Annotated in this window: 13 protein-coding genes; 4 read left to right on the top strand and 9 right to left on the bottom strand. The window is 62.8% G+C overall.

Features of this window, described 5'->3' with window-relative positions:
- Nucleotides 1–190: 190 nt before the first annotated feature.
- The 9 genes from IPF49_14845 to IPF49_14805 all read right to left on the bottom strand — a co-directional run bounded on the left by IPF49_14845 (nt 191) and on the right by IPF49_14805 (nt 10284).
- Complete coding sequence (locus tag IPF49_14845) at nt 191–2614, bottom strand: TonB-dependent receptor (protein MBK6288884.1); 2424 nt, start codon at nt 2612–2614, stop codon at nt 191–193.
- A 124-nt stretch (nt 2615–2738) separates the two neighbouring features.
- A complete protein-coding gene (locus IPF49_14840; protein ID MBK6288883.1) occupies nt 2739–3803 on the bottom strand; it encodes an alkene reductase in 1065 nt (354 codons plus the stop codon).
- 33 nt (nt 3804–3836) lie between these two features.
- Complete coding sequence (locus tag IPF49_14835; protein MBK6288882.1) at nt 3837–4466, bottom strand: nuclear transport factor 2 family protein; 630 nt, start codon at nt 4464–4466, stop codon at nt 3837–3839.
- A gap of 28 nt (nt 4467–4494) precedes the next feature.
- Nucleotides 4495–5292, bottom strand: coding sequence for an SDR family oxidoreductase (locus tag IPF49_14830; GenBank protein MBK6288881.1), 798 nt, complete (start codon nt 5290–5292; stop codon nt 4495–4497).
- 34 nt (nt 5293–5326) lie between these two features.
- Nucleotides 5327–6154 (bottom strand): SDR family oxidoreductase, encoded by an 828-nt coding sequence (locus IPF49_14825; protein ID MBK6288880.1) that lies wholly within the window; start codon nt 6152–6154, stop codon nt 5327–5329.
- Nucleotides 6155–6260: 106 nt separating this feature from the next.
- The gene (locus IPF49_14820) at nt 6261–6911 is read right to left on the bottom strand and encodes an HAD family phosphatase (GenBank protein MBK6288879.1); all 651 of its coding nucleotides are present in this window, start codon (nt 6909–6911) and stop codon (nt 6261–6263) included.
- Between the two features lie 13 nt (nt 6912–6924).
- Nucleotides 6925–8055 (bottom strand): hypothetical protein, encoded by a 1131-nt coding sequence (locus IPF49_14815; protein ID MBK6288878.1) that lies wholly within the window; start codon nt 8053–8055, stop codon nt 6925–6927.
- Entirely contained in the window at nt 8049–8729 is a 681-nt protein-coding gene (locus IPF49_14810; GenBank protein MBK6288877.1) for an NUDIX hydrolase, read from the bottom strand. The genes IPF49_14815 and IPF49_14810 overlap by 7 nt, the downstream gene beginning before the upstream one ends.
- Before the next feature lie 217 nt (nt 8730–8946).
- Nucleotides 8947–10284, bottom strand: coding sequence for a glutamine synthetase (locus tag IPF49_14805; GenBank protein MBK6288876.1), 1338 nt, complete (start codon nt 10282–10284; stop codon nt 8947–8949).
- A gap of 186 nt (nt 10285–10470) precedes the next feature.
- Here IPF49_14805 and IPF49_14800 point away from each other — a divergent pair, with 186 nt between their 5' ends.
- From IPF49_14800 to htpX, 4 genes are all read left to right on the top strand, one after another.
- Nucleotides 10471–11751 (top strand): FAD-binding oxidoreductase, encoded by a 1281-nt coding sequence (locus IPF49_14800; GenBank protein MBK6288875.1) that lies wholly within the window; start codon nt 10471–10473, stop codon nt 11749–11751.
- A 106-nt stretch (nt 11752–11857) separates the two neighbouring features.
- Nucleotides 11858–12508, top strand: a complete 651-nt coding sequence (locus tag IPF49_14795) for a TetR/AcrR family transcriptional regulator (protein ID MBK6288874.1) — start codon at nt 11858–11860, stop codon at nt 12506–12508.
- 14 nt (nt 12509–12522) lie between these two features.
- Nucleotides 12523–12828 (top strand): hypothetical protein, encoded by a 306-nt coding sequence (locus IPF49_14790; protein MBK6288873.1) that lies wholly within the window; start codon nt 12523–12525, stop codon nt 12826–12828.
- A 60-nt stretch (nt 12829–12888) separates the two neighbouring features.
- Nucleotides 12889–13773 (top strand): protease HtpX, encoded by an 885-nt coding sequence (gene htpX / locus IPF49_14785; protein ID MBK6288872.1) that lies wholly within the window; start codon nt 12889–12891, stop codon nt 13771–13773.
- Nucleotides 13774–13815 lie beyond the last annotated feature (42 nt).

The raw sequence follows: 13815 nt of genomic DNA, 5'->3' as shown, positions 1-13815 counted from the left end.
TCGCGAATCAGCACAATCACCGCATTGATCAACTCCGCGCCTGGCGGGCGTCGCACGCCAATGATAAGCGCCGGTGGCCAGGATAAAACAATCCACTGCGATTTTTTCAGCCGCACATGGGACCAAGCGGTGTACTCAACGAAAAAGCCCCCGAAGAACGGGGGCTTTTCGCTGCAGCCGGGGTCCCGGATCAAAAGCGGTAGATGCCCTGGATCGCGTAATAGCGCGGCCGGCTGCTGAACGCGTAATAAGCGTTACCGGTGCCGCCCGTCGCCGTGGATGCCAGCACGCCGGTACCTCCGTAGTCGATCGTTTCCTCGTCGGTCAGATTGTTGCCAACCACCGCGATCTCCCACGAATCCTCGGCCTGGGCCAGTGCGATACGCGCGTTGACCTTGGTATAGGCATCCTGGAGCGCACGCGGATCGAGCTGCGGCGTCCACAGGTATTCATCCGAATACTGCACATCGACCACCGCGCGCAGTTCCAGGGCATCCGATAACGGGTAGTGGAATTCCCCGGTCAGCACACCCTTCCACTCGGGCGTGTATTCCTTGCGCTTCCCCGATGCGTCGCATTGCTGCAGCGCCGCGTTGGTCACGCTGTCGGGTTCCAGGACCGTCTGTCCGAACCAGCACTGGGCAACATCGAAATCCTTGAACTCGAAATCGAGATAACCGAGCGAACCGGACAGCGTGAAGTACTCGGCAATCGCCCAGCGGCCATCGATCTCGACCCCGCTGATCTCGGCGCCGGCGGCGTTCGCCACGTTGAAACCGACGCCACCGTCGAACACGGAAGTCTGCAGATCGTCGTATTCGGTGTAGAAAGCGGCGATGTTCAGTTCGGCCACCCCGCCGATCGAGGATTTCATGCCGATCTCGTAATTGGTGGCCTCTTCCTTGTCGAACTCCCAGGCACCAACCGCATTGGCCGGTGTGCCGGGCACGACCACCGCCGGGTCCGGATGGGCGTTGGATCGGTTATCGTAGCCAGCCGACTTGAAGCCCTCCACGTAGGTGGCGTACAGCATGATGTCATCGGTGGCGTCCCACTGCAGCGTCACCAGCGGCGTGAACGCATCTTCGTTGAGCTTGCCCTTCATGTTGTTCGGCTCCACGCGCAAGGCGCCGAACATGCCATTGAACGCAGCATAGCGCGGATCGCTGGGCAGTACTTCGCTGCCGGTGTTGTCGAAATTCGCCTGTACCCGCGAGCCGCTCTTGTCTTCCTGCGTGTAGCGACCGCCGAGCACGAGGCGCCAGGCCTCGTTGATATTCCAGGTGGCCTGCGCAAAGGCCGCCCACACCTCGGTGTCCTGCTCGAAGGTGCGCCGCGTGCTGACGCCGGCAAAACTGTTGCTCAGGATCCGCAACAGCGAATTGGCCGGAATATTGATGATATCGCTGTAGTCGAGCGAGTTTTCCTGGTAGAAAAGCCCCGCGATGTAATCGACGGTTTCGCCGCCCGGAGAGGTCAGGCGGATTTCCTGGCTGAACTGGTCGTAGTCCTCTTTCAGAGTACTGCCATCGATGATCGGCGCCGAGGTATAGTCGCAGTCACAGCTTTCGTCCGCCGTGTACTGCACATAACCGGTCAGGAAGGTGAGCGTGCTCTCGCCGAGCGAGTAGTCCGCATTCATCATGAAACTGTCGACATCGTTGTCGCTGGTGTCGAAGGCCCCCGCCGAGCGCTTCTGGTTCTGTTCGGCATCATCGACCACGTAATCCGTGATCAGCGGCCCGGTGCGCGCACCAAGATTGATCAGGGTGTTCAAGGTGCCAACCAGCCCCGTCAGCCCCGTGAGATAGCTGCGCGCGCCGGGCGGATTGGTCTCGAGCGTGATGTCATCGACGATCTCGATGTTGCGGCCCGTGGTATTGAACCGGGAATTTTCGTACTTGAGCTGCACGCTCAGGTCGTCGGTGGCTTTCCACAGGGCGCCAACCCGCACAACCGTCTCATCCTCCTGCTTTTCGTCGCGGTTGCCTGCCGCAACGTTTTCGATCCAGCCGTCCATCTCCCGGTACAGCACCGAAAGCCGACCGGAAAGCGTGTCGGTTATCGGCCCGGTCACCACGAAGCGGTAATCCTGCTCGTTGGCATCGGGCTCGTAGAGCGCCTGCACCGAGCCTTCGAACTCGTCCGAGGGCTTCGCGGTGATCAGACTGACCGCGCCGGCAATGCTGTTCTTGCCGAACAGGATCGGCTGCGGGCCGCGCAGCACCTCGATCCGCTCCATGTCGAACAGCGGCAAACGAGACAGCTGCGCCTTGCCGAAATAGATACCGTCGTTGTACATGCCCACCGACTGCTCGAAGGATTGGTTGATCCCCGAGCTGATACCCCGCACCGTGATGGTCGAGGAGATACCGGTCTGGTTCATCGAGAAGTTCGGCACATAGGCGGTCAGCTTCTCGAGGTTGGTGATCCCTGCCTGCTCCATTTTCGAGCCGGAGACCGCGCTGACCGAGATCGGCACATCCTGCAGGCTTTCGACCCGTTTCCGGGCCGTGACGATGATCTCTTCGAGTTGTGGCTGTGCCAGCGCCACCTGGGCGCCTGTAGCAAGGATCGATGCGTAGAGCGCGGAGCGCCGGAACGGTGCTTTCATGGTCATGACTCCATCAGGGCTGTTGTTTTAGTATCCCCTCCCGCTGCGGGAGAGAGAGCCACCGAAAGCTTAGTTCTTGCGGCCGGGCCCGCGCAAGATCAAGGTTGGCAATTGGTCGCCCGCCTCAGGGTGCCGGCGGATAGTCGGTATAGCCCTGCGGGCCAGGGGTGTACAGAGTGTGCGAATCGAAATCAGCCAGCGCCAGCCCCTCTCGCATACGGCGCACCAGGTCCGGGTTGGCAATATAAGAGCGGCCGAACGATATCGCCACCGCCTGGCCGGAGGCGATCGCCTGCTCCGCCGAGGCCGCGTCAAAGCCGTCATTGAGGATCAACGGCCCCCCGAAATGCTCGCGCCCAAGCGTGAACGCATCGAGATCCCTGAGCGGCGAGCGGATCACGTGCAGGTAGGCGAGGCCCATCGGGCGCGCCGCATCGAGCAGCGCGGCAAAGGTCTGCCGCGGATCGGCATCCTCGAGGTCATTGAACGGATTGCCGGGACAGATACGCATGCCGACCCGATCAGCACCGGCCTCCGCCGCCATCGCCGCCAGCACCTCGAGCACGAAACGGATCCGGTTGCCGACATTGCCGCCGTAAGCATCATCGCGCCGGTTGGTGCCCGTGGAGAGAAACTGCGCCGGCAGATAGCCACTGCCGCAGTGCAGTTCGACGCCATCGAAACCCGCTTCCAGTGCGCCCGCCGTTGCCTGCCCGTACTCGGCCACGACGCCCGCGATCTCCTCGGTCGCGAGCGCCCGTGGCTGGTCGAATTCCACCATTCCCGCGCCATCGGCGAATATCTTGCCTCGGGCCCGGATCGCCGACGGTGCAACCGTCTCTGCTCCCGACGCCTTGTTGAGGTGACTGCAAATGCGCCCGCAATGCATGATCTGCAGCACGATACGGCCACCCTTGGCGTGAACCGCATCGGTCACCGCGCGCCAGCCCGCTACCTGCGCCTCGGAGTGGATGCCCGGGGTGCGGCAATAGCCCTTGCCGTCGGCGCTCGGCTGCGTACCTTCGGTGACGATCAGGCCAGCGCTGGCACGCTGGCTGTAGTACTCGACGTTCAGTGCGGTCGGCACATCACCCTCGCCGGCACGGCTACGCGTCATCGGTGCCATCACCACGCGGTTGGCCAGTTGCAGGGCGCCGAGGCGTATCGGTTGGAACAGTTCAGCACTCATGAAAAATCAGCCTCCGATGGCGTATTTGCGAATCTAGCGCACGCGGATGCGTGGCTCGGGTGTATTGCGGCGCATGCGCTTGAGGAATTCTCCGGCCGGGGCGGGTGCGGCGACCTCGGGCTCCTCGTCTCCGGGCGGATTGGCCCAGAAATCCTGCCACGAGGGAAACAGCGCGTGGAACGCCCCGTCATAGGGCTCGCGCCCGGGCCAGCGCATTTTCTTCTCGCCGATCGGCGGCTTGTTCAGATCCGTGGCATACCAGTAACAGGGCAGGCGGCGCCGGAAATACCACGCACCGTCGATGCGCTGGTAGTTGTCCCAGTAGAGCATCTGCATGATCACCCACTCGGGACCGGTCTCGTGCTCGTTCTTGGAGTACACGACGCCGTGCGCGTGATCGGCATCGTCGAACTCGATGATGTGGTTGCCGATATGGTGCGAAGTGCCGCTGAACTGCAACCGCAGGGTATCGTCCAGCCAGCGCTTGAGATGTGCGCGACCGGTCTTTTCGCGGCTCACCCGGATATCGGGCGCAAACAGGTTCACGTGCGCGTCGAGATCGCGCATGTCCAGCGACAGCGAATAGCGCGCCACGAGCTGACGAATGGCATCGGTGGATTCGAGGCGGTCGATGCGCGCCGCGAGGCCCGGTTCATGGCTCATGCAAGGCGTCTCCGTATGGTTCGCTCAGTCAGGTGGCGTCGAACTCGTTCATCGTGGCTGCACCGGTAGCCAGTTCGCAGGTCTTGCCGCCATCCACCACCAGGCTGGTCCCGGTGATATAGGAAGCCTCGTCGGATGCCAGGAACAGGATCGCATTGGCCACCTCGACCGGTTCGGCGATGCGACGCAGCGGAATGCCGGCAGCGGTTGCGAGCTGCGCGGCGTGGGTCGGAATCGCGGCCTCGGTACTCGGCGTCAACGCCACTCCCGGCACCACGACATTGACGCGGATATTGTGCGGTGCCGCTTCGAGGGCCGCGGTACGGGTAAAGCTGATCACACCGGCCTTGGCCGCACCATAGCCCGCGGTATACATCGAGCCGAGCAGGCCACATACCGAGGATACGTTCACGATGGCACCACCGCGCTGGTGCTGCATGAGCGGAAGCACGGCCTGGGTACCGAAAAACGTACCGTCGAGGGTGACCCGGAAGCAGGCGTGCCAGTCCTCGGCGCTGGTGCTGTCGATCATGCCGCCGACCATGGAGTAGGCGTTGTTCACCAGGATATCGATACGCCCGAATTCGGACTCTATCCTTGCCGCGACATCACGGAAGGCAGCCTGGTCGGTCACGTCCAGCAACATCGCGTGCGCCCGCCCGCCTGCCTCGTCGATTGCCCTTGCGATCTGTTCCAGCGGCTCGATGCGTCGCCCGCATACCACCACGGTGGCGCCTTCCTCGGCAAAGCGGCGTGCCGTTGCCGCACCGATCCCGGTTCCGCCACCGGTGATCAGCGCCACCTTGCCCTCGAGTCTTCCCGTCATGTTTGATTGCTCCTGTTCGCGCGCCGCAGGCGCCTCAGATCATGTGCATGCCGCCATTGGCGCCAAGTGTCTGGCCGGTGAAATATGAAGATTCATCGCTGGCGAGAAACAGCGCCGTGTTGGCGACCTCGAAAGGCTCACCCATGCGTCCCAGCGGGATCGACTGGGTTATGGTACGGGCATATTCCTCGCTGATCCCGGCCATCATCCGGGTATTCATCGCGCCCGGACAGATCGCATTCACGCGAATCCCGCGCGCACCAAGCTCGCGCGCCAGGCATTTGGTGAATCCGAGCGCCGCGGCCTTGGTCGCGCAATAATGCACAGCCCCGGTACCGTTGAGCCCGGAAGTGCTCGAGATGTTGATGATCGAACCCTTGCTGCCACACTTGATCATCAGCCGCACCGCTTCGCGACAGTTGTAGAACATGCCGTTCAGATTGATGTCGATCACTTTCTGCCAACCATCGTCCTGCATATCGATGATGTGATCCAGATAAACGGTGGGGTTCTCGCCACGCGCGATCTGTTCGTTCATCGCGCCCAGGCGCTCGTAAAACTTGTCATAGCCATCGTTCGGCGCCGTACCGATGCCGGCATTGTTGACCAGCACGTCAAGACGCCCGTAACGCTGTTCGGTCTCGGCGTATATCCGTGCCACCTGGCGGCTGTCCGCGACATCCGCGGTAATGCTGCAGCAATCGCCGCGGCCATTGATCAGCGCCAGGGTCTGCGTCGCATCGGACTCGGTCAGGTCCACGACCACCACCGCCGCACCCTCGCGCGCAAACAACTCGGCCATCGCGCGCCCCATGCCGAGACCCGCACCTGTCACCACTGCCACCTTGCCTTCGAGTCGCATCAGCTGTCGCCCCCTGTCAAACCACGAATCCTGCCGCCGCGACTATAGCCGCACGCCGTGCTCCGGGAAAAGTGCAGAAACCGGCACCCGCGCTGAACGATTGAGTTCAGCAACCGAGCAGCGCCTCGATCGCGGCAACGGTCGCCGCCGGATCCGTGCCCACATGAATCGCGCTCATGCCCAGCTCGCGTGCCGCCCGCACATTTGCCTCGTAGTCATCGAGAAACACGCATTCATCCGCCTGCACTCCGGGCAACTGTTCCAGCGCCAGCGCAAATATGCGGGGATCGGGCTTGCGCACGCCGGCATGGCTCGAGTCGACCACGAAACCGAACAGTTCCTCCACCGGCAGCAGCGAGCGCCAGCCCTCGCCGAATTCGCGCACATTGTTGGTGATCATGCCGGTGTGAAAACCCGCCGCCCGGAGTTCACGCACCTTGCCGACCAATGCAGCTCGAGTTCCCGCTCCGGCACCGGTCCCGGCCATGCGTGCGAACAGCCGGTATATATCGATGTCCAGCGCCTGCCCCGCACCGAGCGCCCGGATCGCCTCGCGCGCGTCTTCCAGGGCGATCTCGCCACGCTCGAGCCGATGCCAGGGGTGATGACCATCGTCCTCGTAGGAGCCGAACACGATGGCCGTCACGATGGCCGGATCGACGCCGAGCTCGCGCCCGAACTCCTCCACGGCCAGGAAAGGCGAATCGGTAAACACACCGCCGAAATCGAACAGGAACGCGCGGATGGGCGAGTTCATGCCGGGTACCGGTTCAAGACTTGAGGTTCCAGAACAGCGGCGAGTCAAAGCCGTAGCGATCGAAGGGCCCCAGAAAACAGTACTCGAAAAGGCCCCAGCCCTCCTTGTCGCCGATCTCGAAGCGTGCCGGCGAATCCACCAGCCCGAAAAAGCGGCTGCGGTCGCGCTGCTGGTCGAGCGTCAGGCCTTCGACCACCAGCGGCCCCTTGTACATGCCGTGCTTCCAGTCCGCATCCAGGCCGTAGCCGGTGCCGATCATCACGTACATCGGCAGCAACGGCGTGCAGCGCACCTCGATCGGCCCTTCGGGTGCTTCGGCAAAGCGGATGGTCGAGGACACGATGAACTCGCGCGCCTCGTCGAATACATGCTCGTACTCCGGTCGTCCCAGCCATTGCGGCTCCCGCGCGGGGTCGCTCCACACCTGCACCGCCTCCTCGAGTTCGCGACGCCCGTCATTGTGTTCGTTGCAGATATAGATGATCGAGAAATCGTCGAACTGCATCGGACAGTAGTTCCACATGCCGCGCATCGAGCCGCTGCCCTGATGAATGCCGGCAGGTTCGTGCTCGCCGACCGGACGGATACCCCAGGAACGATCGCGGCTGCCTTTCCATCGATCCGGCGTGACCTCGAAACGCTCGCCGTCGATCTCCAGCGCACCGCTCCAGCAACCGGTCTGCGCGAAACGCACCGAATCGAAAAACACCCGTCCCTTGCGCCGCACGTACTGCCGCGGCTCGAGGAAGGCCGGGATCGCCGCATCCCAGGTCAGATCAAGCGCGATGCCCCACTCGTTGGGCTCGACCACGAAGCGCAGCTTCTCGAGCCCCTTCAGCACTTCGATGCGGATCGGACCGACCCGGGTGTCCATGCGGTCACCGAGCTCGCGCGAGGCACGCACCACGCGATGGGTATCGCCGCGACGCAGCGCAACAAACGCATCCTGCACCGCGAGCGTGGGGTACTGCCCCATTCCCATGACCATGAACAGCTCGCCGCTGCTGTTGTGCAGGTTGAAATAGTAACGGTCGTAGAAATTGCGGTCGCTGGTTCCGACATTGCGCATCGTCTCCGCAACCTGATGCAGCGGATAGTCATCCATCTGCGACAGCGATTGCTCAGCCTGCCATTTGCTCACCATGAAACGACTCCTTCGTTGAGATAGCGGTAATCGCCACGCGCCATGATCATGCGGTGACGCCTGCCGGGAGCGTCGGGCTCGGAACTCCCGTAGCCGGCATCGCCGAAATACAGCGATTCGGTCGGGCGCTGCTCGCGCACCAGGATATGTGGCTCGAATACCGGTACCGTGCGCCGCGCGATACGCTCCAGCACCTCGGCGGCATGCGCGCATTGCGCCAGCTCCAGCAGGGTGATGTAGGTCGGCGGCATCAACTCGATCTCCTCGCGCCGGTGCTTCTCCATGGCCTCGGCGGGCCGTACCCACAGATGGTCATGGATCTCGCTGCCATCCACGGTAACGGCATGATCGTCCGGGGCCCGCGCGACAAAAAACCACGTGGCGTAGCGCTTGGGCATCAGCGCCGGCGTGGTCCAGTGGGAATAGTAGCAAAGCGTGCGCGCTTCGACCCGCAGTTGCGCCTCCTCGAGGGTTTCGCGAACCGCGGCGACCCTCGCCGCCTCGAGCTCGTCGGGAGCGGCGGCAATTTCCTCGGGCTCCACGCGCCCGCCCGGAAACACCCAGGCGCCGGCGGCGAAGCCAAGCGCCGAATTGCGGCGCAGCAACAGGGTGTGCAGACCGTCGGGTTCGTCACGCAACAATACGACCGTGGCAGCAGGGCGGATCTCGACCATGAATACTCCGTTGGATGCATCGCCTTGCGGGCAGCAGGCGGAACGCGGGTATCCGTTCATTGTACAGAGGCAGATCAGGAATAGAAGTTAACTCTGGGTAAGCGAACCGCAACCGGCTGCGGGGTGCGCGAGCGTCGAGCGCGTGCGGGAATCCGGCGTCTTCGGAGCAGCGGATTTCCGCCGCCGCCGGATCGGGGCTCGCGGGTTGCTTCGGGGCTCAGACGTTCAGCAGCAGATGCTCGCGCTCCCAGGAACTGACAGTACGGTTGAAGGCGTCGTATTCCGCCAGCTTGACCGAGCGATAGGCGCGGATGAACTGGCTTCCGAGTATTTCCACCACCGCGTCATCCTCGTCGATATAGCGCAACGCTTCCTCGAGGCTGCGCGCGACGGTGATCTCCTCCTTGTAGGCATTGCCATTGCAGGGTTCGGTGGGTTCCAGCTTCTGCTTCATCCCGAGATAGCCGGCAACCAGGGTCGCGGCAATGGCGAGATAGGGATTGGCGTCGGCACCGGCAAAGCGATTCTCGACACGCCGTGCGCGAGCGTCACTCACCGGAACACGGAAACCGACGGTACGGTTGTCATGGCCCCACTGCAGGCTGATGGGTGCGGAAATCTCGCGCGTGAAACGACGGTACGAATTCACGTTGGGCGCGAACAACGCGATCAGCAGCGGGACATACTTCTGCAGGCCACCGATATAGTGCATGAACGCCGGCGCATCGCTCTCGTCGGGCAGGCTGAAAATATTCAAGCCATCATCGGCGCGCACGATGCTCTGGTGCACGTGCATCGAGCTGCCCGGCTCTTTTTCCATGGGCCGCGACATGAAGGTCGCATATACATCGTGACGCATTGCGGTCTCGCGCATGGTGCGCTTGAAGGTGAACACCTGGTCGGCGAGATCGAGCGCGTCACCGTGAAGGAAATTCACCTCGAGCTGCGCGGCACCGGCCTCGTGGATCAGCGTGTCCACATCGAGATTCTGCGCTTCGCAGAAATCGTACATATCCTCGATGATCGGGTCGAATTCGTTGACCGCATCGATGCTGTAGGACTGGCGCGCGGACTCGGGACGACCGGAACGGCCAACCGGCGGCTGCAATTCATAGTCCGGATCCGCGTTCTTCTTCACCAGGTAGAACTCGACTTCCGGCGCAACCACCGGACGCAGCCCGTCACGCTCGTACAGGTCCAGCACGCGGCGCAGCACATTGCGGGTCGAGAGCGCATGCAGATTGCCTTCCATGTCATAGCAGTCATGGATGATCTGCGCGGTCGGGTCCTTGGCCCAGGGCACTACGCGCATGGTTTTCGGGTCGGCGCGCAGATTCATGTCGCGATCGCGCGGATCCAGCAGCTCCCAGTAATCGTCGGGGTAATCGCCGTTTACCGCCTGCGCGAGGATGCCCTCGGGCAAACGCGGGTTGTCCTGCTTCATGTACTTGGCGGCGGGAATGAACTTGCCGCGCGCGTTGCCGGTCATGTCCGGCACCAGCACCTCGACTTCGGTTATCCGGTTCTCGATCAGCCATTTATGGATGGTTTCCATGCTCTTCTCGCGGGTGTCAGGGTAATTGCGCTTCGACAGGAACTGCGCGATGGGTATCCGCCGGATGCATCGCCACGGGACTTGCCGTTATCCGATAATCGAATTATCATTCGCTTTAAATCGAATTATTGTTCAGTTTAATCAGCGCGCCCGTGCTTTGCAAGCCTGCCGCCAGCGGAGAATTCCATGTCCATTTCCGGTCACGTCCCTTCCTACTATGCCGCCAGTGCGAACCGCGATCAGGATCTGCCGCCCCTGCATGGCACCGTCCGCACCGATGTCTGCATCATCGGTGGCGGTTACACGGGCCTGTCCGCCGCCCTGCACCTGCGCGAGCGGGGCTTTGATGTAGTGGTGCTGGAGGCCGAACGGGTCGGCTGGGGTGCATCGGGGCGTAGCGGCGGGCAGGTGGGCACCGGCCAGCGCAGACCGCAGGATGAACTCGAACAGCGGCTCGGCAAGTCCCATGCGCGCCTGCTTTGGGATCTCGGACTCGAGGCGGTGCAGTTGGTGCGCGCGCTGATCGACAGGCATGCCATCGAGTGCGATCTTCGCGAAGGGATCCTGCATGCCGGGTGGAAGCCCCGCGATGACGACTACCTGCGCTCCGAAGTCGAACATCTGCAAAGCGCCTATGGATACACGCAGTGCCGGCACGTCGGTCGCGATGAAGTCCGCCACCTGAGTGGCAGCGAGGTCTTTGCCGGTGGCATGCTCGACGAGGGATCGGTGCATCTGCACCCATTGAATTACACGCTGGGCCTGGCGCAGGCTGCCATCGACGCCGGGGCGCGCATACACGAACGTTCGCGCGTTACCGGCTACGAGCGCGGCGAGCCGATGCGGGTGCACACGACCCAGGGCGACGTGCGCGCGGACCGCGTGATACTCGCCTGCAACGGCTACCTCGAGCGACTCGAGCCACGAATCGCCGGGCGTATCATGCCGATAAACAACTTCATGCTGGCGACCGCACCGCTGGACGAGGACACGGCACGCCAGATCAATCCACGCAAGCTCGGCATCCAGGATTCGCGCTTCGTGATCAACTACTGGAAGCTTTCCGCCGACAACCGCCTGCTGTTCGGCGGCGGGGAGAATTATCGCCGCGGATTTCCGGCCGATATCCGCAGCTTCGTGCGCAAGCACATGCTGGAGATCTACCCGCAGCTCGCCGGTACGCGCATCGATTACGGCTGGGGCGGCACGCTCGCGATCACGCTGAAGCGGATGCCGGCCATCGGTCGCCTGGAACCCAACCTGTACCACGCGCTCGGCTATTCAGGGCACGGCATACCCACGGCCACGCTGGCCGGCAAGCTGCTCGCCGAGGCGATTGCGGGACACACGGAGCGCTTCGACCTGATGGCGAAGATTCCCGTGGCGAAATTTCCCGGTGGCACCCTGTTGCGCTATCCCGGCATGGTCGCCGGCATGTTGTACTACTCGGCGCGTGACCGGATGTGAGCGACGCACGATCCGTCGTCACGGCCAGTGGCGCTGGATACACCGCATTCCCGCGAGAATTCGGCCGCGCGGCGTCAGGGACAAACCAGCAAAGGAAACGGAGTCGATGAAGCAAGCGCCCCCGAAAGGAATCAGCCTCGCAGCACGCAAGCAGCTCAGCCCACGCCGCAAACCCTTGCAGCAACGTTCGGTGGCGCGCAGCGAGCAGATCCTCGAGGTGACCGCGGCGCTGCTCGACCAGGTCGGGTTCGACTCGCTCACGACCATCCTCATCGCCCGCGAGACCGGCATCTCGGTGGGCACGCTGTACCACTATTTCCCCAACAAGCACGCCATCATGTACGCGATGGCCGAGCAATGGCTGCGCGCGGTGGAGAACACGCTGACGGAAATCGATGGCTGGCAGCTTGCCACGCTTGGGCCGGAGCAATTCGTGGACGCCCTGATCGAACGCCAGCTCGCCGTCTACAAGGCACAAAGGGGCATTCTGCACCTTGTCCAGGCCATGTTCTCGGTGCCAGAATTGCGCGCGCTCGATGAGCGCCATGACGCGCTGGTCATCGAGCGAATGACCGCTGCGTTTTCACGTTTTGGCCTCAAGGGCTCGCCCGCCGAGCTCGGGCGCATCGCGCGCTGCTACCTGGAGCTCACGCATGCCCTGTTGCTGGTGGTCGTGAACCAGGCGGGCAGCCGCTCGCGACGCACTCTTGCCGATCTGAAACGGCTTACACTATGTCTGCTGCAGCCCTGCCTCTAAGGAGTACACCCGCGTTGAAAAAACTGCTCGTGATACGCAACCAGAACAACCACTATCTTGGACGTCACGGCGAGTGGCTGGATGGCAGCCATGTGTCCGCGCTGTTTCGTACCGAGCACCGGGATGCGGCCCTCAACGAGTTGTTCGAGACCAATATCCGGGATTTCGATCTGCGCGGCGAAATCCTGGAATGCGAAGTCGACAAGCACGGTTACCCGGTAGTGGAAGTCCTCAATCCGATCGCCGCGGTGCCCGACGCGATGCCGGCCACGGAACGCGCCGGGGGAGAAGCGCTTGCGGACGACAACACCGCCACTTGAAACTTTCACCGGCGTCCCCATTCTAAGAGGCATCGCCCCCCGTTCGAGGAATATCCGGAGATGATGCGCATAGGCCTGTTTTTGCTGACCAACCTCGCGATCGTGATGCTCGCGAGCATCACCCTGAATATCCTTGGCTTCAACTCGATCATGGCCGCCAATGGCGTCGATCTGAACCTTTCGGCACTGCTGGTATTCTGCGCCGTGTTCGGCATGTGCGGGGCACTGATTTCGCTGTTCATCTCGAAATGGATGGCCAAGCGCAGTACCGGCACTCGCATCATCGAGCAGCCCGCCACCCGCGAGGAGCAGTGGCTGGTGCAAACCGTGACGGAGCTCGCCCGCGAGGCCGGGATAAAGACACCGGAGATCGGCATCTTTCCCTCGCAGGCATCCAACGCCTTTGCCACCGGCTGGAACCGTAATGCCGCACTGGTCGCGGTAAGCCAGGGTCTGCTGGCGCGCTTCAAGCCGGAGGAGGCCCGTGCGGTACTTGCGCATGAAATCGGCCACGTCGCCAACGGCGACATGGTGACGCTGGCCCTGATCCAGGGCGTGGTGAACACCTTCGTGATGTTCTTTGCCCGGATCATCGGACATACCGTCGATCGGGTGGTGTTCAAGACCGAGCGCGGGCTCGGCATCGGCTACTACATCACCACCTTCATCGCCGAAATCGTGCTCGGCCTGCTGGCGTCGATGATCGTGATGTGGTTCAGCCGCCGGCGCGAATTCCGCGCCGACGCGGCCGGTGCGCAGTTCGGCGGCCGCAGCGCCATGATCGCCGCGCTGATGCGGTTGCAGGCCGAACAGGACATGCCCAAGGAAATGCCGGCTACCCTAAGCGCCTTCGGCATCAGCGGGGATCTGAAACAGGGCTTTGCCGCGCTGTTGCGCACCCACCCTTCGCTCGAGGATCGCATCGCGGCATTGCGCCAGGGATGAACTGATCGGCCACGCCACCGCGCCGCTTCCCCAACGCGGAAG

The organism is Gammaproteobacteria bacterium (genome assembly GCA_016705365.1).
Classification (GTDB): domain Bacteria; phylum Pseudomonadota; class Gammaproteobacteria; order Pseudomonadales; family UBA5518; genus UBA5518.
This window is presented reverse-complemented; position numbering and strand designations above follow the sequence as displayed.

Coding starts and splice junctions, on each gene's coding strand:
- IPF49_14845 (MBK6288884.1), bottom strand. CDS start 2,614: ATGAAAGCACCGTTCCGGCGCTCCGCGCTCTACGCATCGATCCTTGCT.
- IPF49_14840 (MBK6288883.1), bottom strand. CDS start 3,803: ATGAGTGCTGAACTGTTCCAACCGATACGCCTCGGCGCCCTGCAACTG.
- IPF49_14835 (MBK6288882.1), bottom strand. CDS start 4,466: ATGAGCCATGAACCGGGCCTCGCGGCGCGCATCGACCGCCTCGAATCC.
- IPF49_14830 (MBK6288881.1), bottom strand. CDS start 5,292: ATGACGGGAAGACTCGAGGGCAAGGTGGCGCTGATCACCGGTGGCGGA.
- IPF49_14825 (MBK6288880.1), bottom strand. CDS start 6,154: ATGCGACTCGAAGGCAAGGTGGCAGTGGTGACAGGTGCGGGTCTCGGC.
- IPF49_14820 (MBK6288879.1), bottom strand. CDS start 6,911: ATGAACTCGCCCATCCGCGCGTTCCTGTTCGATTTCGGCGGTGTGTTT.
- IPF49_14815 (MBK6288878.1), bottom strand. CDS start 8,055: ATGGTGAGCAAATGGCAGGCTGAGCAATCGCTGTCGCAGATGGATGAC.
- IPF49_14810 (MBK6288877.1), bottom strand. CDS start 8,729: ATGGTCGAGATCCGCCCTGCTGCCACGGTCGTATTGTTGCGTGACGAA.
- IPF49_14805 (MBK6288876.1), bottom strand. CDS start 10,284: ATGGAAACCATCCATAAATGGCTGATCGAGAACCGGATAACCGAAGTC.
- IPF49_14800 (MBK6288875.1), top strand. CDS start 10,471: ATGTCCATTTCCGGTCACGTCCCTTCCTACTATGCCGCCAGTGCGAAC.
- IPF49_14795 (MBK6288874.1), top strand. CDS start 11,858: ATGAAGCAAGCGCCCCCGAAAGGAATCAGCCTCGCAGCACGCAAGCAG.
- htpX (MBK6288872.1), top strand. CDS start 12,889: ATGATGCGCATAGGCCTGTTTTTGCTGACCAACCTCGCGATCGTGATG.